The sequence below is a fragment of the Microbacterium sp. UBA7513 genome (assembly GCF_002478345.1).
Classification (GTDB): Bacteria; Actinomycetota; Actinomycetes; order Actinomycetales; family Microbacteriaceae; genus Microbacterium.
This window is the reverse complement of sequence record NZ_DLNJ01000020.1, coordinates 238,084-260,699: the sequence shown is the minus strand read 5'-3', so window position 1 is coordinate 260,699 and position 22,616 is coordinate 238,084. Positions and strand designations below refer to the sequence as shown.

Sequence of the window (22,616 nt, the reverse complement as noted above, 5' to 3'; positions counted from 1 at the left end):
AAGGCTGGTGCGTGCACCTGAGAAAGGCGCCATCCCCATGCCCATGGAATTTGTCCTCTTCGGACTCCTCGCCGTCCTGCTGATCTTCATGATCTTCAACACGCGCAAGCGCACGAGGCAGATGAAGGCCGAGCAGGAGGAGAAGGCGACCAAGACGGTTCCCGGCGCCAAGGTCCTGCTGCAGGGCGGCCTCTACGGCACCATCGTCGCGTACGACGCCGAAGACCTCGACTCCCCGGCGCTGGTGGAGATCGCTCCCGGCACCGTCATCGAGGTGCACAGCCAGGCGATCCTCCGGGTCGTGGAGCCCAAGGACGCCATCGTCGACGCGCCCGCCGACGCCGCGGACGACCACGTCGTCGACGAGACCGCCGCTCCCGCGCTGGAGACACCGGAGGAGACCCGCGCCCGCCTCGAGCGGGACGCCGACGACAAGTAAGACGAGGGCCGTCGCGGCCTCCCGGATCACCGTCCTTCCAGAAAGCTGAACACACGTGGCTTCATCCTCTCCTGTCCGTCACGCCTGGCGGGTCCTCCTCGGCCTGCTTCTGGTGACGGGCGTGCTCTTCGGCATCAACGCGCTGGGTGTGTATGTCTTCAAGCAGAGCTCGTGGACACCCGAGCTGGCGCTCGATCTGCAGGGCGGCACCCAGATCGTCCTGAGCGCCGAGACGGAGGACGGCGCCGCACCGACGCAGGAGCAGCTCGACCAGGCCGCGGCGATCATCCGTCAGCGCGTCGACGCCTCCGGTGTGGCCGAGGCCGACATCACGACCGAGGGTGGACGCAACATCGTCGTCCAGATCCCCGGTGAGGCGGACGAGCAGACCCGGGAGCGCATCCAGTCCAGCGCGCAGCTCGAATTCCGCCCGGTGCTCTACACGACGGCCGCGAGCACGGAGTTCGTGGGGGAGGACGGCAACTCCACGCCGTACCCGAGCCCTGATCCGTCGCTGAACGACCAGCCGACGGCCGAGCCCACCGATGCCAGCGACCTGTCCTGGGTTACCGACAAGCTCGCGGCGGAGTTCCAGGCGTACGACTGCGCCAACCCGTCCAACGACCCGTCGAAGGCGCCGAAGGACGAGCCGGTCATCGCCTGCTCGCCCGATGACACCGCCAAGTTCATCCTCGGCCCGGCGGAGCTGGACGGCCGCGCGATTACCGACGCCACCGCGGGGCGCGACCCGCGCTCGGGCGCCTGGATCGTGCAGCTCACGATGAACGGCGACGGCGCAGACGCGTTCGGTCAGGTCAGCACGCGGCTCAACCAGAACCGCATCGACGGGCTGTCGCCGCGCGACCAGTTCGCCTTCGTGCTCGACGGCGAGGTCATCAGCGCGCCGCGCATGAACGGCGTCATCCTCGACGGCCGCCCGAGCATCTCGGGCAGTTTCACGCAGGAGAGCGCGACGACCCTGGCCGACCAGCTCAAGTTCGGAGCCCTCCCGCTCAGCTTCGAGGTGCAGAGCTCGGACACGATCTCCGCGACCCTCGGCACCCAGCAGCTCCAGATCGGTCTGATCGCGGGCCTCATCGGCCTCGCGCTCGTGGCGGTGTACTCACTGCTGTCGTACCGGGCGCTCGGGACGGTGATCATCGCGTCGATCGCGGTGATGGCGGTGCTCACGTACATCGTCATCTGCATCCTGGCGTGGCGGATCGGCTTCCGGCTGTCGCTGGCCGGCGTCGCCGGTCTGATCGTGTCGATCGGCTTCACCGCCGACTCCTTCATCGTCTACTTCGAACGCATCCGCGATGAGCTGCGCGACGGCAAGTCGATCACGGGTGCCGTCGAGGACGGCTGGGGTCGGGCGAAGCGGACGATCTACATCTCCAAGTCCATCAACGTCCTGGCCGCCGTGGTGCTGTACATCCTCGCCGACTCGACGGTGAAGGGCTTCGCGTTCACGCTGGGCCTCACGACCGTGATCGACGTGCTGATCTTCGTGATCTTCACCCACCCGGTCATGCAGCTGCTCGCTCGTACGCGGTTCTTCGGCGGCGGGCACAAGCTCTCCGGTCTGGATCCGGAGGCCCTGGGCGCCGTGTACCGGAGCCGCTCGCAGTTCCGTGAGGTCGCGACGGCGTCCGCGGGGCGCGGGGCGAAGAACGCGCGTTCGCGCGGAGAGGCGGATCGCCGGCAGACCATCGCCGAGCGCAAACGGGCGGAGGCCCTCGCCGCCGAGAGACAGACCACGGCCGGAAGTGAGGGAGACAACTGATGCCTTCCATGAATGAGTTCGGCAACAACCTCTACACGGGCAAGACGTCCTTCCCGTTCGTCGGACGCCGTCGCCTCTGGTTCATCATCGCGATCGCTCTTGTCGTCGGCTCGGCCCTCGTGCCGCTGTTCCGTCCGATCCAGTTCTCGATCGAGTTCACCGGCGGCTCGCAGTTCACCGTCGCTGCGCCCGACACCACGGACCAGGACACCGCGTCCGAGGCGGTGCAGTCCGTCGTGCCCGGGGCCGCGACCAAGGTCGTCATCGTCAACGACCAGGACATCCGGGTGCAGACCGACCAGATGACTGCGGCGGAGACGCAGCAGGTGGCACGCGCCCTTGCCGACGCCTACGGCGTCGAGCCGGATGCGGTCACCTCCTCGTTCATCGGCCCGGCCTGGGGCGAGAGCGTGACCCGGCAGTCGCTGTGGGGCCTGGCGATCTTCCTCGCGCTGACCTTCCTCATCCTCGCCATCTACTTCCGCACGTGGAAGATGTCGGCGGCCGCGATCATCGGTCTGCTCGACGTGCTCGTGATCACGGTCGGCGTGTACGCCCTCGCCGGATTCGAGATCTCGCCGGCGGCGGTCATCGGCTTCCTGACGATCCTCGCGTACTCCCTGTACGACACCACCGTGGTGTTCGACAAGATCAGGGAGAACACGACGGAAGACGGGGAGAAGACCTCGCGGCTGTTCGGGGAGTCGGTCAACCTCGCGGTGAACCAGACCCTCGTCCGCTCGATCAACACCTCCGTGGTGGCCGCGCTGCCGGTCGGCGCGATCCTCTTTATCGGTGCCTTCTGGCTCGGTGCGGAGACGCTGACCGACATCTCGCTGTCGATCTTCGTGGGCATCCTCGTGGCGACCTACTCGACCCTGTTCGTGGCGGCGCCGCTGTACTCGCTCTTCCGTGAGAACGAGCCGCAGATCAAGGAGCGCGACGCCCGTATCCGCGCGGCGCGAGCCAAAGCGGCTGTCGAAGCCTGACGCCCCCCGTCGCGGGGCCGACCCCCGCTCAGCGCGCGTAGGATTGTCTGATTCGGAGGTGAGTGGATGGCGGAGCCGCAGACGGCATCGCAGGGTTCGAGTCTGCGACGGCTGGTGCCCCGCATCTTCTCGCGTGCGTCCCGGATCAACGATCTCGACAATCTGATCCGCACCGTCAGGGCCAACCACCCCAAGGGCGACTTCGCCGTCATCTCCCGTGCCTACGCCGTGGCGAAGGAGAAGCACGAGGGACAGAAGCGGCAGAGCGGCGAGCCGTACATCACGCACCCGCTCGCCGTCGCGCAGATCCTCGCGGAGCTCGGTCTCGGGCCGCGCGCGATCGCCGCCGCGCTGCTGCACGACACCGTCGAGGACACGGGCTACGCGCTCACCGATCTCACCGCCGAGTTCGGCGACGAGGTCGCGATGCTCGTCGACGGCGTGACCAAGCTCGACAAGGTCAAGTACGGCGAGAGCGCGCAGGCCGAGACGGTGCGCAAGATGATCGTCGCGATGTCGAAGGACATCCGCGTGCTGCTCATCAAGCTCGCCGACCGGTTGCACAACGCCCGCACCTGGGGCTTCGTCCCCCCGGAGAAGGCGGCGAAGAAGGCCAAGGAGACGCTGGAGATCTACGCGCCGCTGGCCAACCGCCTCGGTATCCAGGCGATCAAGTCGGAGCTCGAAGACCTCTCCTTCGCCGTCCTCCATCCGAAAATCTACAACGAGATCCACAGCCTCATCGCCCAGCGCACCCCGCAGCGGGAGAAGTACCTGAGCCAGGTCATCGAGGAGATCGATGAAGACCTCCGCGACCTGCGCATCCGCGGCAAGGTCGTCGGCCGACCCAAGCAGCTGTACTCGGTGTACCAGAAGATGGTCATCCGCGGCCGCGAGTTCGACGACATCTACGACCTGATCGGGATCCGTGTCCTCGTGTCGTCCGTGCGCGACTGCTACGCCGTGCTCGGCGCCATCCACGCGCGCTGGACGCCGTTGCCCGGCCGGTTCAAGGACTACATCGCCACCCCGAAGTTCAACCTCTATCAGTCGCTGCACACGACCGTGATCGGCCCGGCCGGACGCACGGTCGAGATCCAGATCCGCACGCACGAGATGCATCACCAGGCGGAGTACGGTGTCGCCGCGCACTGGATGTACAAGGAGCGGATGAACGGCGGCGGCAAGGCCGAGGTCCGCGCCTCCGACACCGACATGGCGTGGCTCGCGCACATCTCCGACTGGCAGGCCGAGACCGCAGACCCCGGGGAGTTCCTCGACTCCCTCCGGTTCGAGATCGGCGCCAAGGAGGTCTACGTCTTCACTCCGAAGGGGCGCGTGATCGGCCTCCCGGCCGGTGCCACTCCGGTCGATTTCGCCTATGCCGTGCACACCGAGATCGGGCACCGCACCATGGGCGCCAAGGTCAACGGACGCCTGGTGCCGCTGGAGTCGGAGCTGAAGAGCGGCGACGTCGTCGAGGTCTTCACGTCGAAGAACCCGGATGCGGGACCCAGCCAGGACTGGCTCGGCTTCGTCAAGAGCACACGCGCCAGGAACAAGATCCGCGGCTGGTTCACGAAGGAGCGCCGCGAAGAGGCCATCGAGCAGGGCAAGGAGGCCATCGCGCGCGCGATGCGCCGGCAGAACCTGCCGCTGCAGCGGCTGATGAGCCAGGACTCGTTCACCGAGGTCGCCCACCAGATGCACTACGAGGATGTCTCGGGTCTCTACGCCGCCGTCGGCGAGGGGCACGTCTCGACCCAGTCGGTGCTCGAGAAGGTCACCGCGCTCGTCGCCACCGACGAGCCCACGACCGGGGCGATCGACCTGCCGGGAAGCGTCCAGACCCGCGAGTCCCGGGGCGGCGATTCCGGTGTGCTCGTGCGTGGCGCGAACGACATCCTGGTGAAGCTGGCGAAGTGCTGCACGCCCGTCCCCGGCGATCCGATCGTCGGGTTCGTCACGCGGGGGAGCGGCGTCTCCGTGCACCGGGCGGACTGCGTGAACGTGAAGGCCCTCAGCGGCGAGCAGGACCGGTTCGTCGAGGTCTCCTGGGCGCCGACGACGAAGAGCGTGTTCCGGGTGCAGATCCAAGTCGAGGCCCTTGACCGCTCCGGCCTCCTCTCCGACGTCACGCGGGTGCTCAGCGAGCACCACGTGAACATCCTCTCGGCGACCGTGTCGACGACGGACGAGCGCCTGGCGCTGAGCCGCTTCGTGTTCGAGATGGGCGACGCCGTGCACCTGGACCGCGTCCTGAACGCGGTGCGCCGGATCGATGCGGTCTACGACGTGTACCGCCTCACCTCCTCCTGACCAGACGCTCCAGCGCGGCGAGACCGCTGACGCTCCCGGGAACCCGGTGCCCTCTCTTGAGGGTCCGGATCGCACCCTCAAGAGCCGCGGGGTGGGCAGGGGCAAGCGCCTGCATCCAGGACAGCACACGCGGATCGCGGTGCAGCGTCGTGGCGAGATCGCACATCGTGCGGACGGGAGATGTCACGAGTATCCCGCCGAGGCGGCGCACGTCCGACGCGGGGACCATCGTGTCGTGGAACGACACGCGGGTGTGCACGCGCGGGCGCACGCGACGTTCCACACAGCGACGCACGTGATGGATCGACGGCGGGGCATCGCCCGCGCCGTGTATCCAGGCGGCGCTCGGCCCGCATGCGGCGGCACCCTCCTGGACCAGGGCGGCGATGCTGCTCGCACGGACATCGGCGGATTCGGGAAGATCTGCGGGGATGTAGGCGTCGCCGATCTCGACGACATGTCCGTCGAGGCGGGCGGCGCTGAGTTCACAGAGACTGAGTCGCGCGCCGGGCAGATACAGCAGAGCGGGGTGCATCCCGCCAGTGTGGCGGCCGGCACCCCGCTCGTGCGGAGATCAGTGGATCTGTGGAGAGCTCAGCCGCCCAGGGCGTTGAGCCAGGCGCGACGGGCCTCGAGGGCGTCCGCGGCCTCCTTGACGGCCTTGCTGTCACCGGCCTTCTCGGCGGCTGCCAGTTCCGCCTCCAGCTTCTCGATCGCCTCGTGGAGCTGTGAGCTCATGTCGTTCGCACGAGCCTTGGTCTCCGGGTTGTTCTTCTTCCAGTCGACGTCCTCGCGGGCCTTGAGTGCCTGCTCGATGACGCGGAGCTTGTCGTCGAGGGCACGCTCCTTGTCGCGCGGGAAGATGCGGCCGACCTCGTCCCACTCGCGCTGGATGCGCGTGAGCAGGGCGCGGGCGCGCTTGATGTTCGGCTCGTCGGCGACCGCCTTGGCCTGCTCGAGCAGCGCCTGGCGGGCTTCGATCTTCGGAGCGGAGTCGGCTTCTTCCGCTGCGGCCTGCTCGGCACGAGCGGCGTAGAGCGCGTCTCCGGCGGCCTTGAAACGCGCCCAGAGGGCGTCGTCGGCCTTGCGTCCGGCGCGTCCGGCCGTCTTCCACTCGTCGAGGAGCGAGCGGTAGGCGGGGATGCCGTCGACGCCGCGCGGGGCCAGGGCTTCGGCGCGCTCGACCAGTCGCGACTTCGCGTCACGCGCCGCCTTGTGTGCATCGTCGAGCTCGGAGTAGAACGCCCGGCGGTGCTTGTCGACGACGGCCCTGGCATCGCGGAACCGCTTCCAGAGCTGCTGCGAGACGCCCTTCGACAGGCGCGGACCGTTCTGCTGCTGGGCCTGCCAGGACTCGAACAGCTCGTTGAGCTCGGCGGTGACCTGCTTCCACTGCACCTTGCTCAGGTCGCGGGCGGCGATGGCCTCGGCGCGCTCGACGAGGGCGGTGCGCTCGGCGACGGCCTGCTCGACGAGCTCCTTCGCCTGCTGCGCCTCCTGGGCGGTGGCCTCGGACAGAGACGCGGTCAGCGCGGTGAGACGGTCGCGGAGCCCCGCGAGGTCGCCGACGGCCGCGGCATCCGTGGCCTCGTCGATGAGGTGTGCGGCCTGCTTGGACAGGTCGCTCGCGGAGGCGCCGCCGGCCTGGTGGCGCTGCTCCAGGGCGACGACCTTGAAGGCGATGTCGTCGTACTTGCGGACGAAGTAGGCCAGAGCCTCATCGGGGGTCCCGTCCGGGTACTGACCGACGACGCGCCAGGACTCGCCTTCGCGGACCTCGACGGTGCCGTCTTCGGAGACGCGGCCCCAGTCGCCGGCGGACGAGACCGGGGTCGGCTTCGCCGCGGCCGGCGCGACGGCGGCCGGTGTCGGCGCCTTCCGCGGCATCGGCACTCCGGGCGGGGTGGGAACGGGCGGGGTCGGCTTCGCGGGCTCGTTGGCAGACACGATGATTCTCCTTGCGCGGTCACGCCGCGGGAGGCGGAAAGGACGAGGCTCAGCCTAGTACGCCCTCTCTGATCCGCGAGACCCCGTCTTCCCGCCGAGACCCCGCGATTCGTGCGCGAACGAGGCGGGGTCTCGGCGACGAGGCGGGGTCTCGCGGGGTGGGACGTTACCGTTTCGTGAGCAGAACGTTCGACGCAGGAAACACTCCGCGTCATCTCCGAGTAACACGGCGCTCCTATCGTCGCGACCACGACAGTCCCCAGGTCGACAGGAGTTCCATGGACGACAACGCAGCGCGTACGGCGGAGATCGTCGTCGTGGGGGCGGGCGTCGCGGCGCATCGCTTCGTCGCACGGATGCTGGAGGACCCGGACCGTGCCGTGCGGATCACGGTGTTCGGGGACGAGGGACGCCTGCCGTACGACCGTTCCGGTCTGGCGCGCGTCGTCGGCGGCGGCCCGGCGTCGGCGGGGGAGCTCGACCGCGCGCCGTTCCGCGACGACCGCGTGCGCCTCATCGACGACGACAGAGTCCTGCGGATCGACAGGGGAGGGCACCGCGTGCGGACTCGTTCGCAGCGGTGGTACGACTACCACGCGCTCGTGCTCGCGACGGGGACCCACGCCCAGCGGCTCGACGTGCCGGGGATCCGTGCCCGTGGCTCCTTCGCCCTGCGCACCATGGAGGACGCGCACATGCTGCGTGCGTTCCTGGCGGTCCGTGCGACGGAGGTGCCGCGGGCTCTGCGCGCTATCGTCGTCGGCGGCGACGAGGGTGGAGTGGACGTCGCGTGCGCGCTGCACGACGCCGGGGTGCAGACGACCATCGTCGACACCGTCGATCACCTGCTGCCCGCACACCTCACGGTTCCCGCGGCGACCGCACTCCGCGGGGTCGTCGAGGCGCGCGGCATCGTCGTCCGGACGCGGACGCGGGTGACCCGCGTCGACCCGGACGCGACGGGCGCGGTGACGGCCGTGGAGTTCCAGGACGGCACGTTCGCGCGGACCGACCTCATCGTGACGACGGGTGCGCGGGCGCGGGATGAGCTGGCACGGAACGCGGGGCTCCCCACGCGGGTGGGCGGCGGTCTCCTCGTGGACGCGGACGGGAGGACGCCCGACTCGCGCGTCCTGGCGATCGGCGACGTCGCCGTAGACCCGGGATCCGGCGGCACGGAGGCTGCGCTGGCGTCCGCGGATCGAGCGGCGGCGGCCCTGCTCGACGCTCGGATCGCGAGCCCGGCGGGACACGGGTGGCGCGGGAGCCCCGGCGGTATCGAGATCGTGACCTCGCGTCTCGCGGATGGTGACGGGCCGACGGTCTCCGTCCCTCTTCCGAGCGGGGGAGACCGCGTGTTCGGTGAGGTCGTGCTGTCGGAGGATGCCCGCGTGGTGCACCGCCTGACGGTCATCGGGGCGCCGGCGCACGCTCCGCTCGCCGGCTTCGCGCCCGGGATGCCCGATGGCCTGCGGGCGGCGCGGGAGCTCCTGGCCGCCGCCGTGGCCGAGGACGGTGCGGCGGCCTGCGGACACGGGCTGATGTCTTCGCCCCTGGCGGTGCTGGCTGCGGAGCTCACGGACCGAGGAATCCGCACCGTCGCGGAGGCTCTCGACGGTGCCGTGGAGAGCCGCGGCTGCGGCCCCTGTCTCCGCCGTCTCGCGCTCGCGCTGCAGGAGTGCGCCGAGGCGGACGCCGCCGTACGGCACGGCGATCACGGAACCCCGCGCTCCGAGGTGCGACTTCGCGGGACGACGGCCGCTCCCGTCCTGGAGGTGCGCGTCGAAGCCGAGTCCGACGGTGCGCTGCTCCTCGTCGTGGGTCATCTCGCGGCACGACGCGAGGCGACGGTACGGATCGATCGAGGGCTCCTCGCCGTCAGCGGGCTCCGGGCGGAGGACATACCGGACGCACTCGCGGACCTGCGAAGCGCCGGCGCCGTCGTTCCGGAGAAACCTGGCGGGGCTGACCTCACGCGGCGCGGAAGTCCGGTCGGCGTCGTCCGACAGCCGTCACGGGTAAATCGGCGTGCCGGTGGCGCGAGGTCGGCGAAGGGCTCCGCGTGAGTGCGCCCCCGCGCCCCGCTCCGGCCCTCGTCGGCTGCCGTGTCGTCGTGGTCGAGGTGCCGCGGCCGGTGCGCCCGGAGCCGGTCGACGTCGACACGCTTCTCCGGATCCTCGCGGCGACGGGCTCGGAGGTCGTCCGGATCACTCCGCCGCGGGCGGACCACGCGATCCCCGCAGGCGCGAAGCGGACGCTGTACCGGATCGCGTCCGGTCAGGTGGAAGCAGTGCTGTTCCCCGTGGCGGAGGCTCTGCCGGGGTGGCTCGCCACCGTGGAACGGCTGGGCATGCTCGACGCCATCCGCGAACGGTCACGTGCGTCCCGCCTGCTGCTCGCCACGACCGACGCCGCCGCGACCGCGCGATTGGTGGAGAGCGGCCTGCCGGCATCGACGTCGTGCGGGCCCACCGCGGACGACCTCGCCCGGAGCGCTCTCGCCCCTCTCACACAGGGGGTCCTCGAGCGGCGGACTGCGGCGGGTCGGCTGGCGGTGCGCAGTGGCGGCGCGGTGATCGACGGCGGCTTCGTGCCGCTCTCCCGCGGCGCGGTCAGCATCCTCGAGGCCCTGTTCATCGCCGACGGGCGCGTGCTCACGAGGGCGGAGATCGGCCAGCTGCTCCCCGGCGGTCGCCGCAGTGCGCGTGCGGTCGAGGTCGCGGTGGCGCGGCTGAGGGAGGCCCTCGACGACTTCGACCTCGTTCAGACGGTGGTCAAGCGCGGGTATCGGCTCGCTGTCCTCGACGAGGACTGACGACGCCGGCGGGCCTCACTCCGAGGGGGTCTCGGGTGCGGTCGGTGCCGGGCTCGGGGTGTCGCTCGGTGCCGGGGAGGGAGCGATCGACGAGGTCGGCGACGGCGCGGGCGTCGGCTCCGGCGTGGTCACCTGCGCGTGCACGACCTGGCTGACGATGGCGCCCACGACGATGAGGGAGCCGACTGTGACCGCGATGATGTTGTCGCGAGTGCGTCGACGGATCTGGTCCTGGTGCCAGCGGGTGCGAGCGGTGTGCAGCCGGGCGCGCTCCGCCTCGGTGCGTGTCTGCGCCTTCTTGGAACCGCGTGCGGCCATGCCCTGCTTCTCCCGTCCGACGCCGGTCTACGGCGTCGCCTGAGAGCCTACCGGGGCCCCGGCCTCGCCTCGTGTCCCTGGCCGCCGTTAGCCTGGAGGAATGTCCTCTCCCTCCGCCCTGCTCTCCGGGCAGACACCGCTCGCCGTGCGCATGCGCCCGGTGTCGCTGGACGAGGTCGCGGGGCAGCGACACCTGTTGCGGGCCGGCTCGCCCATCGTGGCCCTCGCCGACCCGGAGGCCAGTTCCCCCGGCGCGGTGTCGATCATCCTCTGGGGCCCGCCCGGCACCGGCAAGACCACACTCGCCCAGGCCATCGCCCGATCATCCGGGCGCCGCTTCGTCGAGCTCTCCGCGATCACCGCCGGCGTCAAGGACGTGCGGGAGGTCATGCAGGAGGCGATCACGCAGCGCGACCTGTACGGGCAGACGACGATCCTGTTCCTGGACGAGATCCACCGCTTCACCAAGGCACAGCAGGACGCGCTCCTGCCCGGTGTGGAGAACGGCTGGGTCATCCTCATCGCCGCGACCACGGAGAACCCCTCGTTCTCGGTGATCTCGCCGCTGCTGTCCCGGTCGCTGCTGCTCACGCTGCAGCCGCTCACCGATGACGACATCGGCGTGCTCGTGGATCGCGCGGTGTCGGATGCCCGCGGACTCTCCGGTGCGGTCGCGCTCAGCGACGAAGCACGGTCTGCTCTGATCCGCCTCGCCTCGGGGGACGCCCGTCGCGCTCTCACCGGACTGGAGGCCGCCGCTGCCGTGGCGCTCTCGCACGCCGCCGCCTCCGAGGCCGATGACGACGGCGAAGACCGGGAGACGGTCGTCCCCGAGGTCACCGCCGACGATGTGGCGCAGGCCGTCGACAAGGCACTCCTCCGCTACGACCGGCAGGGCGACGAGCACTACGACGTCATCAGCGCCTTCATCAAGTCGATCCGCGGTTCCGACCCGGACGCCGCACTGCACTACCTCGCCCGCATGATCGAGGCGGGGGAGGATCCGCGCTTCATCGCCCGACGGCTCGTCATCTCCGCCTCCGAGGACGTGGGGCTCGCCGACCCTCAGGCGCTCGGCATCGCCGTGGCCGCCGCTGACGCCGTGGCTTTCATCGGAATGCCGGAGGGGCGCATCCCGCTCGCAGAAGCTACCGTGTATCTGGCCACGACCGCGAAGTCGAACGCGGCCTACGTCGGCATCGACGCCGCCATCGCCGACATCCGCGCGGGGGGATTCGGGCGCGTGCCCCTTCACCTCCGCGACGCGCACTACCCCGGGGCGAAGCGCCTCGGGCACGGGCGCGGCTACCGCTACGCGCACGACAGCGAGTTCGGGATCGTGCCGCAGCAGTACCTGCCGGACGAGCTCGACGGGCGGCACTACTACGAGCCGAAGAACCTCGGCGCGGAGCGCGACATCAGCGCACGGCTGGAGCGCATCCGGCGCATCCTCGGCGACCGGTGAGCCGACGACCTCGGGCGTCTGCCGCCGTCTGTTAGACTTGAGCGGCTCGAAACCGAGTTTTCGGGCATCTCCTCGTTCACACCCCACCTCGACGGCACCCCGGCGTGCGCCCCGAGGCAGAACGCGGTGATACGTCCGTCGGACGTGAAATCCACGTCCACGTCATCGGAAGGATAACTTCGTGGTCACGAAGTCCCAGGACCGCCGCAAGGTGCGTCTCAGCCGCGCCCTCGGCGTGGCCCTCACCCCCAAGGCCGCCCGCTACCTCGAGAAGCGTCCCTACGCTCCGGGTGAGCACGGCCGCACCAAGCGCAAGGCCGACAGCGACTACGCCGTCCGTCTGCGTGAGAAGCAGCGTCTGCGCGAGCAGTACGGCATCCGCGAGAAGCAGCTGCGCATCGCGTTCAACGAGGCCCGTCGTCAGGACGGCCTGACCGGTGAGAACCTCGTCGAGCTCCTCGAGATGCGTCTCGACGCCCTCGTCCTGCGTTCGGGCTTCGCCCGCACCACGGCACAGGCACGCCAGCTCGTCGTGCACCGTCACATCCTCGTCGACGGCCAGCTCGTCGACCGCCCGTCGTTCCGCGTGAAGCCGGGTCAGCTCATCCACGTCAAGCCCAAGAGCGAGGGCCTCGAGCCCTTCCAGGTGGCGGCCGCCGGCGGTCACGCCGAGGTCCTGCCGGCCGTTCCGGGTTACCTCGAGGTCGAGCTCGACAAGCTCCAGGCCCGTCTGGTCCGTCGTCCGAAGCGCGCCGAGGTCCCCGTGACCTGTGAAGTGCAGCTCGTCGTCGAGTACTACGCGGCCCGCTGATCCAGCGGAAGAGCATCAGGCAGGAGGCGTCGGGGTTCCCGACGCCTCCTGTCGTTTCCGCCTACGATGGAGAGACCGCGCCTTCGCGGCTCTAGGGCAAGGATGACGACATGAAGAATGTGCTGTGGTTCCTGATCGGCGTGATCGGCGGCTTCGTCGCGGCTCACTTCATGAACAAGGACCCGCGGGGCCACGACATCCTGGCCGACGTCGACGCCCGCCTCAACGGCCTCGCCGCGATCCTCAGCGACGCGTATCGCGCGCAGGAGGCTCGGCTGACCGAGCCGGGCGAGAACTGACCCCCCCGCATCTGCGCCTCGGCGCGCCCCCTCACGCAAGGACATCCGGCACTCCTATGAAAACTGCGGAAATCGCGCAGCGCTACCTCTCCTACTTCGAGAAGAACGACCACCTCATCGTCCCCTCGGCATCCCTGGTCAGCGACGACCCCTCGCTGCTGTTCACGGTCGCCGGCATGGTCCCGATGATCCCGTACCTCACGGGCGTGGTCCCGGCGCCGCATCCGCGCATCGCCGACCTGCAGAAGTGCATCCGGACCAACGACATCGAGGAGGTCGGGCGCACCGCGCGTCACGGCACGTTCTTCCAGATGCTCGGCAACTGGTCGTTCGGCGACTACTTCAAGGAAGGCGCGATCCGCTACGCCTGGGAGCTGCTCACGAGCTCGGAGGCCGACGGCGGCCTCGGCTTCGACGAGAAGGATCTCTGGGTCACCGTCTACGAGACCGACGACGAGGCCGAGGCGATCTGGCGCGACATCATCGGACTCAAGCCGGAGCGCATCCAGCGCCTCGGCCGCGCGGACAACTACTGGAACACCGGGCAGCCCGGTCCCGGTGGCCCTGACTCCGAGATCTTCTTCGACCGCGGCCCGGCCTACGGCAAGGACGGCGGCCCCGCTGTCGACGACTCGCGGTTCCTGGAGATCTGGAACCTCGTGTTCATGCAGGACTTCATCGAGAACATCCGCGGCAAGACCGAGTTCGACATCGTCGGCGAACTGCCGATGAAGAACATCGACACCGGCATGGGGCTGGAGCGCGTCGCCTTCCTCAAGCAGGGCGTCGAGAACATGTACGAGACCGACCAGGTGCGTCCGGTGCTCGACCGCGCCGTCGAACTCTCCGGCCGCCGTTACGGCGCCGTGCACGAGGACGACGTCCGCTTCCGGGTGATCGCGGACCACGTGCGCTCCTCGCTCATGCTCCTCTCCGACGGCGTCCGTCCGTCGAACGAGGGCCGCGGCTACATCCTGCGGCGCCTCATGCGCCGGACCGTCCGCGCCATGCGGCTCCTCGGTGTCGACGACCCCGCGTTCCCCGAGCTGTTCGCCGCCTCCCGCGACGCGATGAAGTCGGCGTACCCGGAGCTGGAGCGGGACTGGTCCGTGCTCTCCTCGGCGGCCTTCGCCGAGGAGGAGACCTTCCGGCGCACCCTGGCGCAGGGATCGACCATCCTCGACCTCGCGCTCGACGAGACGAAGAAGGGCGGCGGGAAGACCCTCAGCGGTTCCGAGGCGTTCCTGCTGCACGACACCTACGGCTTCCCGATCGACCTCACCCTGGAGGTCGCCGAAGAGGCCGGGCTGGACGTGGACCGCGCCGCGTTCGACTCCCTCATGCAGGAGCAGCGTCAGCGCGCGAAGGACGACGCCCGCAACCGCAAGCGCCAGCTCGCGGATGTCTCGGTGTACCGCGACCTGCGCGCGCTGGGCGAGACGGGCTTCGACGGCTACACGGCCCTCGAGGTGGAGTCCCGCGTGCTCGGCCTGCTCGTCGACGGCGCGCCGGTGCGCAGCGCCGCCGAGGGGCAGATCGCCGAGGTCGTGCTCGCCGAGACGACGCTGTACGCCGAATCGGGTGGTCAGGTCGCCGACAAGGGCACCATCGTGGGCCCGGGCTACGAGCTCGAGGTGCTCGACGTGCAGCGTCCGGTCCCCGGGCTGATCAGCCACACGGTCGAGGTCTCCCGCGGCACGGTCGCGGTCGATGACATCGCGACGACGATCGTCGACGCCGCGAACCGGCGCGCCGCCCGTCAGGCGCATTCCGCCACCCACCTCGTGCACGCCGCCCTCCGCGACACTCTCGGCCCGACGGCCACGCAGTCCGGGTCGCTGAACCGCGCCGGGTACATGCGATTCGACTTCGCCTGGTCGCAGGCGCTGTCGACGGACACCCGCACGGAGATCGAGGAGATCACCAACCGCGCCGTGCAGGACGCCCTCGAGGTGACCACCCGCATCGTGACGCTCGACGAGGCCAAGGAAGCGGGCGCCATGGCGCTCTTCGGCGAGAAGTACGGCGACGTCGTGCGGATGGTCGACATCGGCGGCCCGTGGTCGCGAGAGCTCTGCGCCGGCACGCACGTGTCGACCAGTGCGGAGATCGGTCTGGTCAGCGTGGTGGGGGAGTCGTCGGTCGGCGCCTCCAACCGCCGGATCGAGGCTCTCGTCGGCGCGGATGCCTTCCGTGAGCTCGCGGCGGAGCGGGCTCTCGTCTCGCAGCTCACCGCCTCTCTGAAGACCCCGCGCGAGCAGCTCCCCGAGCGGATCGCCGATCTCGCCGCGAGCCTCAAGGCCGCGGAGAAGCGCATCGCGCAGTTCGAGGCGAAGGAGCGGGCGGGGCGCATTCCCGCCATCGCCGAGGCCGCGACGCGCGTCGGAGACTTCCGCGTGGCGGCGCAAACGCTGGGCGATGTGGCCTCCGCGGACGATGTCCGCGAGCTCGTCAACGGCGTGCGCGACCGGCTGGGTTCCGATCCCGCGGTCGTCGCGCTCGGTGCGGTCGTCAACGGTCGCCCCGTCGTCGTCGTCGCCACAAACGAGGCCGCGCGCGGTGCTGGCGCGAAGGCGGGTGCGCTCGCGAAGCGCGCCGCCGGGGTGCTCGGCGGAGGCGGCGGCGGTCGGGACGACGTCGCCCAGGGCGGCGGTACCGACGCAGCGGCACTGCCCGCCGCGCTCGAGGCCGTCTCCCAGGAGCTGCGCGGCGCGTGAGCGGTTATCGCCGCGGGGTCCGGCTCGGCATCGACGTCGGCCGGGCCCGCGTGGGCGTGGCCCGGTCCGATCCGGACGGCATGCTGGCCGTCCCCGTCGAGACCGTTCCCCGCGACGAGCGCTCGCTCACGCGCATCGCCGAGCTGGCCGCGGAGTACGAGCCGCTGGAGATCGTCGTCGGTCTGCCGGTGAACATGCAGGGTGCGGACACGCCGTCGACGGTGGATGCGCGCGAGTTCGCGGCCGCGATCCAGGCGCGCAGCGGCGTGCCGGTCCGCCTCGTCGACGAGCGTCTGAGCACCGTCTCCGCGCATGCGGCGTTGCGGAGTTCTGGGCGATCACAGAAGAACTCTCGTAGCGTTGTGGATCAGGTCGCCGCCGTGGTGCTGCTGCAGCAGGCGATCGACACGGAGAAGAGCACCGGAAACCCGGCCGGTGCCCCGGTCCCCGTTGACGAGGAGCCCGCCTGAACATGTCCGAACGCGAGAGCCGTGCGCCCGAGCACGAGCAGAGCACCCGCTTGGGGGATCTGTTCGCGAACCTCCCCGCTCCGTCCCCGCAGGTCCCGACGGCCGGTGACGACACGCCGGCACCCGGATCCCGCCGTGCGGCCAGGGAGGCCGCCGCGCGCGAGCAGCAGGCGCCGCCCGCTCCCGACGCGGGGATCGAGCCCGATGCCCATGTGCCCGCCCGTCCGGTCTCGGCGTCGGCGGCGACCACCGCGGATGCGGCCGTGACCGACCACCGGCCGCAGGCGAATGCCGCAGACGTCGAACCGGTCGTGACCCGCGCGATGCCCGTCGCCGCGACGAGCGCGGACGAGACCCCCGCCCCGGGCCCGCGCCGGTCGACCGGCACCGAAGACCCCGCACCGACGCTGGGCGGAGGACTCGACGAGATCTTCGCCGCTCAGAACGACGGCCGCGATCACGGCGCGCCGACCAGGAAGAAGCGCCGCAAGGGCTGCCTCATCGCCCTGATCATCGTCCTGGTGATCCTCGGCGGCATCGCCGCCGGCGGCGTCTGGGTCGCGAACACCTACGGCGACCGCATCGCCGACGCCATGGGGTGGGGCGAGCCGAAGGACTGGGAGCCCGGTCAGGCGACCGGCGAGGTGTACGTCACGATCAAGGAGGGCGATACCGGCGGACCCGTGTCGACGGCGCTCTACGAGGCGGGCGTCACGAAGACCGAGGACGTCTTCTATGACTACCTCATCGACGAGAACATCGCGGTGACCTTCTATCCCGGCGTCTACCGCCTGCAGGAGAAGATGACGGCGGAGGACGCCCTGGCCGCGCTCCGTAACGCGGAGAACAAGATCGAGAACTCGGCATCCGTACCCGAAGGCGCCACCATCGAGTACTTCCTTCCGCAGGTCGCCGACACGATGGGCATGCCACTCGAGGAGCTTCAAGCGGCTGTGAAGGACCCATCGGTCTACGGAGTCGAGGCGGACAGCTTGGAGGGATGGTTGTTCCCGGCTGTCTACACGTTCGATCCGGAGACCACAGCAACGCAGGTCATCCAGCGGATGGTCGACCGGACACGCGAGTCGCTGGCAAAGGCCGGTGTTCCGGCCGGGGATGAGCAGCGCATCCTCACCATCGCCTCCATCATCCAGCGTGAAGGCCGGACCGACGACTTTCCCAAGGTCTCTCGTGTGATCGAGAACCGTCTCGCGCCTGGAAACAGCGAGACGAACGGGCTTCTGCAGATGGACTCGACGGCTCAGTACGGTGTCGGAGAGCTGCATGCGGGAGCCGCGGGCTCGTCCGAGAAGGCCCTCACGGACCCGAATCCGTGGAACACATACATCCACCCGGGCCTGCCGAAGGGTCCGATCGCGACCGCGACCGATGCGGCGATCGACGCGGCGATGCACCCTGCCGACGGTCCCTGGTTCTACTTCGTCACGGTCAACCTCAACACGGGGGAGACGGTGTTCTCGGCGACGTACGCGGAGCAGCAGGAGGCCGAGAAGAAGCTGCACGCGTGGTGCAAGGACAACCCGGATTCCGGGTGCTACGCGGAGTGACGCGTGTGACGGACTCGGTGAACCGGAGACGGTTGGCGGTCTGGGGCGACCCGATCGGGCACTCCCGTTCGCCGGAGCTGCACGCCGCGGCGTACGGCGTGCTCGGACTGGACTGGGAGTACGGGCGCCGTCAGATCGGCGCAGAGAGCTTCGCGGACGCGGTCGAGGCCCTCGACGACTCCTGGCGCGGCCTGTCGCTGACGATGCCGCTCAAGGAGGAGGCCTACCGGTACGCCGCCAGCCGGGATGCCCACGCGGAGCTGACCGGCGCGGTCAACACGCTCCTGCTCTCCGAGACCCCGGCGGGATTCAACACCGACGTCGGCGGGATCGTCGATGCGCTCGGGGACGCCGGCATCCGCGAGATCGGGACGGCGCGGATCCTGGGCGCCGGAGCCACGGCGGCCTCGGCCCTCGTCGCCCTCGCCGACCTGGGGGCGACACGAGTCGAGGTCGCCGCCCGTCGGCCGGAACGCGCCGCCGGGCTCGTCCGCATCGGAGAGCGTCGCGGCGTCGTGGTCGCCCCTCGATCGTTCGAGGAGGTGGACTGCGACGCGGACCTCACGGTGGCGACGTTGCCCTCCGGCACCGCGTTGCCACCGGACGTCGCCTCCCGCCTGTCCGACATGGGCGGGACGCTCTTCGATGCGGCCTATGCCCCGTGGCCATCCGCGCTCGCGACGGAGTGGGGCGATCAGTCGGTGGTCTCCGGGCTCGGAATGCTGCTGCATCAGGCGGTCCGGCAGATCCGGATCTTCCTGCACGGCGACCCGGTCTCGCCGCTGCCGGACGAGGAGGCTGTCCTCGCCGCGATGCGCGCCACCCTCTGAGCGCCGCCGGACGAAACGCGGCACGGCGCGGGGGGAAACGCATGGGAGACTAGAGCACATGCTCCGCGTGCTCACGGCCGGCGAATCGCACGGCCCAGAACTCATCGCCGTCATGGAGGGTCTCCCCTCCGGCGTCCCGGTGTCGTCCGAGGCCATCCAGGCCGACCTCGCCCGCCGCAAGCTCGGCTATGGACGCGGCTCCCGGATGAAGTTCGAACAGGACGAGCTCACGATCTCCGGCGGCGTCCGGCACGGGAAGACGCTGGGCAGCCCCATCGCCCTGCGCATCGGCAACACCGAGTGGCCGAAGTGGATCGAGGTCATGAACCCGGAGCCGGTGGAGCTCACCGATCGCTCGCGCGGTCGTGGCGCCCCGCTGACCCGGCCACGTCCGGGCCACGCCGACCTCGTGGGCATGCAGAAGTACGACTTCGACGAGGCCCGTCCGATCCTCGAGCGCGCGAGCGCCCGGGAGACCGCCGCCCGCGTGGCGCTCGGTGCCGTCGCCCGCTCGTTCCTCGGCGAGCTCGGCATCCGACTCGTCAGCCACACGCTCTCCATCGGGCCGGTGCGCGTGCCGGATGGCGCAGCGCTGCCGACCCCGGACGACGTGGATGCCCTGGACGCCGACCCGCTGCGGTGCTTCGACCCCGCGACCTCGGCGCTCATGGTCGCCGAGGTGGACGACGCCAAGAAGGACGGCGACACCCTCGGCGGCATCGTCGAGGTCCTCGCGTACGGCCTGCCGCCGGGGCTCGGTTCCCACGTGCACTGGGACCGCCGCCTGGACGCCCGGCTGGCCCAGGCGCTCATGAGCATCCAGGCCATCAAGGGCGTGGAGGTCGGCGACGGCTTCGAGACCACGCGCCGCCGCGGCTCCGCCGCCCACGACGAGCTCTTCGCCACCGCCGACGGCATCGCCCGCGGCACGGACCGCGCCGGCGGTACCGAGGGCGGCATGTCCACCGGGACCGTGCTGCGCGTCCGCGCCGGCATGAAGCCGATCGCGACCGTGCCGCACGCGCTGCGCACGATCGACGTGGCGACCGGCGACGAGGCGACCGCGCACCACCAGCGTTCCGACGTCTGTGCCGTGCCAGCGGCGGGCGTCGTCGCGGAGGCCATGGTCGCCATCGAGCTGGCCCGCGCCGTGCTGGAGAAGTTCGGCGGCGACAGCATCCGCGAGACGCGCCGCAACCTGGAGGGGTACCTCGACGGCATCCCCGCGGAGCTGCGCACGGCCCCCGCGTCCGAGGCGGCGCTCATCGCGCATGACGAACGAGGCTGAGCCGCCGACGCTGGTCCTCGTGGGACCGATGGCGGCCGGCAAGACCAGCGTCGGGCGACGGGTCGCGCGGCGGCTGGGCGTCGCATTCATCGACACCGACAAGCGCATCGTCGCCGCGCACGGTCCGATCCCCGAGATCTTCGCCACGCACGGCGAGGCGCACTTCCGGGACCTGGAGCGCGCGGCGGTCCGCGAGGCCCTCGCCGAGGGTGGCGTGATCTCCCTCGGCGGTGGCGCCGTCACGGATCCGGAGACGCGGGCGCTGCTGCGCGCCCATCCCGTGGTCTTCCTCACCGTGAGCGAGGCCGCGGTCGCCGACCGCCTGCGCGGCGGGACGCGCCCGCTGCTGGCGGGCGAGGACCCGGTCGAGAAGTGGAAGCGCATCTTCGCCGAACGGCGAGGATGGTACGACGAGGTGGCGTCGACCACGTTCGACACCTCGCGGCGTCCGATGCAGCGCATCGCGGACGAGATCGTGGCATGGAGGAGAGAACAGCGATGAGCACGACGACCATCAGCGTCACCGGGAACGACGCCTACGACATCACGATCGGACGGGGGATCCTCGACCAGGTGTCGGCGGCTCTGGCCCCGAGCGTCCGCAAGATCCTCGTCGTGCACCCGCCGACCCTCGCGGCCCGCGCCGCCGAGCTCCGCGACCGGCTCCTCGCCGACACCGTGGACGGCCCGCGCGAGGTGCTGCTCGCCGAGATCCCGGATGCCGAGCAGGGCAAGCGCATCGAGGTCGCCGCGTTCTGCTGGCAGGTCATGGGCCAAGCCGACTTCACCCGGACGGACGCCGTCGTCGGCTACGGCGGGGGAGCGGTGACCGACCTCGCCGGCTTCGTCGCGGCGACGTGGCTGCGCGGCATCCAGATCGTCCAGGTGCCCACCACCGTCCTCGGCCTCGTGGACGCCGCGGTCGGCGGCAAGACGGGCGTCAACACCGCGGAGGGCAAGAACCTCGTGGGCGCCTTCTGGGCCCCGCGCGCCGTCGTCGGCGACCTCGACGAACTGGGCAGTCTGAGCCCCAACGAGGCCACCGCCGGCTTCGCGGAGGTCGTCAAGGCCGGTTTCATCTGGGCCCCGGAGATCCTGGACATCGTCGAGGCCGATCCCGCGCGCGCGGTCGACACCTCGACGGACGAGTTCCGCCGGGCCGTGGAGCTCGCGATCGACATGAAGGCGCAGGTCGTCTCGGACGACTTCCGCGAGGCCGGGCAGCGGGAGATCCTGAACTACGGCCACACGCTCGGCCACGCGATCGAGCACGCCGAGCGGTACCGCTGGCGGCATGGGGCGGCCATCTCGATCGGCATGCTGTACGCCGCGGAGCTGTCCCGGCTCGCGGGGCGGCTGTCGGACGCCGCCGCGGAGCGCCACCGCACGATCCTCGAGTCGCTGGGCCTGCCCACGTCGTACCGCGCCGGAGCCTGGCCGCAGCTGCTCGCCACGATGCAGCGCGACAAGAAGAGCCGCGGCGGCATGCTCCGATTCATCCTCCTCGACGACATCGCCAAGCCCACCGTGCTCCAGGCGCCGGACGAGTCGCTGCTCTTCGCCGCCTACCAGGAGATCGGCGCATGACCATCGCCGTCCGGCGCATCACGCCGGAGGACTGGCAGGAGGTCAAGGCGCTGCGGCTGCAAGCCCTTGCCGATCCGGCCGCACCGATGGCGTTCCTCGACACCGTCGAGCACGCCGCCGCACAGCCCGACCGCTTCTGGCAGGAGCGCGCCGCGAATGCCGCGGGTGACGCCGCCGCTGCGCAGTTCGTCGCGATCGCGGACGACGGCACCTGGACCGGGACCGTGACCGTGCTCCCGCATCGCGAGCAGCACGATGCCGGACTGGTCGTGGGGGTCTACGTGGCGGACGCGCACCGCGGTGCGGGCGTCATCGATGCGCTCCTCGACGCCGCGGCGGCCTGGGCCCGCGATCGCGACCTCCGCGCCCTCGTGCTCGAGGTCCACGTGGACAACTCCCGGGCGCAGGCCGTCTACCGCCGCCGCGGCTTCGTCCGGACCGGCGAGATCGAGACCTCGGGCTTCGGGCGGGAATGGGTCATGCGCCGCGAGCTGGTCGACACCGGGAGCGTGCCCGCATGAGCGCACCGCGTCGGCTACTGCTCGTCAACGGCCCGAACCTCAACCTCCTCGGCACCCGCGAACCCGAGGTCTACGGCACGGCGACCCTCGCCGACGTCGAGCGCATCACGGCGGAGACCGCTGCCGCGCTCGGGTTCGAGCTGCGGGCGTTGCAGAGCAACCACGAGGGCGTGCTCATCGACGCGATCCACGATGCGCGCGCGGACTGCGCGGGCATCGTCATCAACCCGGGCGGCCTCACCCACACCTCTGTCGCCCTGCGTGACGCGCTCACCGGCGTCGCGTTGCCCTTCGCCGAGGTCCACATCTCCGACGTGTACGCCCGCGAGGAGTTCCGTCACCACTCGTACCTGCACGACGTCGCCGCGGTCCGCGTCATCGGACGCGGCGTGGAGGGCTACGCCGACGCGGTGCGGGACCTCGTCGCGCAGCTCTGAGCGCGCGGGA

21 protein-coding genes are annotated in these 22,616 nt (G+C 70.5%); 18 read left to right on the top strand and 3 right to left on the bottom strand.

All coding sequences use genetic code 11. From position 1 onward, the window contains the following. Nucleotides 1-43: 43 nt before the first annotated feature. From B2W79_RS11825 to B2W79_RS11810, 4 genes are all read left to right on the top strand, one after another. Nucleotides 44-439, top strand: coding sequence for a preprotein translocase subunit YajC (locus B2W79_RS11825; RefSeq protein WP_292789822.1), 396 nt, complete (start codon nt 44-46; stop codon nt 437-439). 55 nt (nt 440-494) lie between these two features. Next, complete coding sequence (secD, locus tag B2W79_RS11820) at nt 495-2,225, top strand: protein translocase subunit SecD (RefSeq protein WP_071328654.1); 1,731 nt, start codon at nt 495-497, stop codon at nt 2,223-2,225. Then, nucleotides 2,225-3,214, top strand: a complete 990-nt coding sequence (gene secF / locus B2W79_RS11815) for a protein translocase subunit SecF (RefSeq protein WP_071328653.1) — start codon at nt 2,225-2,227, stop codon at nt 3,212-3,214. Before secD ends, secF begins: the two co-directional genes overlap by 1 nt. Before the next feature lie 66 nt (nt 3,215-3,280). After that, on the top strand, nt 3,281-5,533 hold the full coding sequence (locus B2W79_RS11810; RefSeq protein ID WP_292789735.1) for a RelA/SpoT family protein: 2,253 nt from the start codon (nt 3,281-3,283) through the stop codon (nt 5,531-5,533). Here B2W79_RS11810 and B2W79_RS11805 read toward each other — a convergent pair. Next, nucleotides 5,520-6,068 (bottom strand): type IV toxin-antitoxin system AbiEi family antitoxin, encoded by a 549-nt coding sequence (locus B2W79_RS11805; RefSeq protein WP_071328651.1) that lies wholly within the window; start codon nt 6,066-6,068, stop codon nt 5,520-5,522. The two genes, B2W79_RS11810 and B2W79_RS11805, sit on opposite strands and share 14 nt — an antisense overlap. 59 nt (nt 6,069-6,127) lie before the next feature. Further along, entirely contained in the window at nt 6,128-7,480 is a 1,353-nt protein-coding gene (locus tag B2W79_RS11800; RefSeq protein WP_292789732.1) for a DUF349 domain-containing protein, read from the bottom strand. A gap of 278 nt (nt 7,481-7,758) precedes the next feature. Here B2W79_RS11800 and B2W79_RS11795 point away from each other — a divergent pair, with 278 nt between their 5' ends. Further along, complete coding sequence (locus B2W79_RS11795) at nt 7,759-9,546, top strand: FAD-dependent oxidoreductase (RefSeq protein WP_292789730.1); 1,788 nt, start codon at nt 7,759-7,761, stop codon at nt 9,544-9,546. After that, nucleotides 9,543-10,295, top strand: coding sequence for a winged helix-turn-helix domain-containing protein (locus B2W79_RS11790; protein ID WP_071328648.1), 753 nt, complete (start codon nt 9,543-9,545; stop codon nt 10,293-10,295). Before B2W79_RS11795 ends, B2W79_RS11790 begins: the two co-directional genes overlap by 4 nt. Before the next feature lie 15 nt (nt 10,296-10,310). Here the strand turns inward: B2W79_RS11790 and B2W79_RS11785 are convergent, their stop codons facing one another. Then, nucleotides 10,311-10,613, bottom strand: coding sequence for a hypothetical protein (locus B2W79_RS11785; protein ID WP_071328647.1), 303 nt, complete (start codon nt 10,611-10,613; stop codon nt 10,311-10,313). Nucleotides 10,614-10,713: 100 nt separating this feature from the next. Here B2W79_RS11785 and B2W79_RS11780 point away from each other — a divergent pair, with 100 nt between their 5' ends. The 12 genes from B2W79_RS11780 (at nt 10,714) to aroQ (ending at nt 22,606) form a co-directional block, all read left to right on the top strand. Beyond that, nucleotides 10,714-12,078 (top strand): replication-associated recombination protein A, encoded by a 1,365-nt coding sequence (locus tag B2W79_RS11780; protein WP_292789727.1) that lies wholly within the window; start codon nt 10,714-10,716, stop codon nt 12,076-12,078. 181 nt (nt 12,079-12,259) lie between these two features. Beyond that, complete coding sequence (rpsD, locus tag B2W79_RS11775; protein ID WP_025103514.1) at nt 12,260-12,889, top strand: 30S ribosomal protein S4; 630 nt, start codon at nt 12,260-12,262, stop codon at nt 12,887-12,889. Between the two features lie 110 nt (nt 12,890-12,999). Further along, nucleotides 13,000-13,188, top strand: coding sequence for a hypothetical protein (locus B2W79_RS11770; RefSeq protein ID WP_025103513.1), 189 nt, complete (start codon nt 13,000-13,002; stop codon nt 13,186-13,188). Nucleotides 13,189-13,244: 56 nt separating this feature from the next. Further along, nucleotides 13,245-15,905, top strand: a complete 2,661-nt coding sequence (gene alaS / locus B2W79_RS11765; protein WP_292789723.1) for an alanine--tRNA ligase — start codon at nt 13,245-13,247, stop codon at nt 15,903-15,905. Then, nucleotides 15,902-16,375, top strand: a complete 474-nt coding sequence (gene ruvX / locus B2W79_RS11760) for a Holliday junction resolvase RuvX (protein WP_292789721.1) — start codon at nt 15,902-15,904, stop codon at nt 16,373-16,375. The genes alaS and ruvX overlap by 4 nt, the downstream gene beginning before the upstream one ends. A 2-nt stretch (nt 16,376-16,377) precedes the next feature. Then, on the top strand, nt 16,378-17,943 hold the full coding sequence (gene mltG / locus B2W79_RS11755; RefSeq protein ID WP_292789719.1) for an endolytic transglycosylase MltG: 1,566 nt from the start codon (nt 16,378-16,380) through the stop codon (nt 17,941-17,943). 5 nt (nt 17,944-17,948) lie between these two features. Further along, the gene (locus tag B2W79_RS11750; RefSeq protein WP_292789717.1) at nt 17,949-18,773 is read left to right on the top strand and encodes a shikimate dehydrogenase; all 825 of its coding nucleotides are present in this window, start codon (nt 17,949-17,951) and stop codon (nt 18,771-18,773) included. Nucleotides 18,774-18,831: 58 nt separating this feature from the next. Continuing rightward, nucleotides 18,832-20,061 carry a chorismate synthase gene (gene aroC, locus B2W79_RS11745; RefSeq protein ID WP_025103508.1) on the top strand — a complete coding sequence of 410 codons (1,230 nt, stop codon included), beginning with the start codon at nt 18,832-18,834 and terminating at the stop codon, nt 20,059-20,061. Further along, on the top strand, nt 20,045-20,563 hold the full coding sequence (locus B2W79_RS11740) for a shikimate kinase (protein ID WP_071328645.1): 519 nt from the start codon (nt 20,045-20,047) through the stop codon (nt 20,561-20,563). Before aroC ends, B2W79_RS11740 begins: the two co-directional genes overlap by 17 nt. Beyond that, nucleotides 20,560-21,648, top strand: coding sequence for a 3-dehydroquinate synthase (aroB, locus tag B2W79_RS11735; RefSeq protein ID WP_292789714.1), 1,089 nt, complete (start codon nt 20,560-20,562; stop codon nt 21,646-21,648). Before B2W79_RS11740 ends, aroB begins: the two co-directional genes overlap by 4 nt. After that, nucleotides 21,645-22,169, top strand: a complete 525-nt coding sequence (locus B2W79_RS11730) for a GNAT family N-acetyltransferase (RefSeq protein ID WP_292789712.1) — start codon at nt 21,645-21,647, stop codon at nt 22,167-22,169. The genes aroB and B2W79_RS11730 overlap by 4 nt, the downstream gene beginning before the upstream one ends. Next, nucleotides 22,166-22,606: a type II 3-dehydroquinate dehydratase gene (aroQ, locus tag B2W79_RS11725; RefSeq protein WP_071328642.1), complete on the top strand. Its 441-nt coding sequence runs from the start codon at nt 22,166-22,168 to the stop codon at nt 22,604-22,606. The genes B2W79_RS11730 and aroQ overlap by 4 nt, the downstream gene beginning before the upstream one ends. The last annotated feature ends 10 nt before the right edge of the window (nt 22,607-22,616 follow it).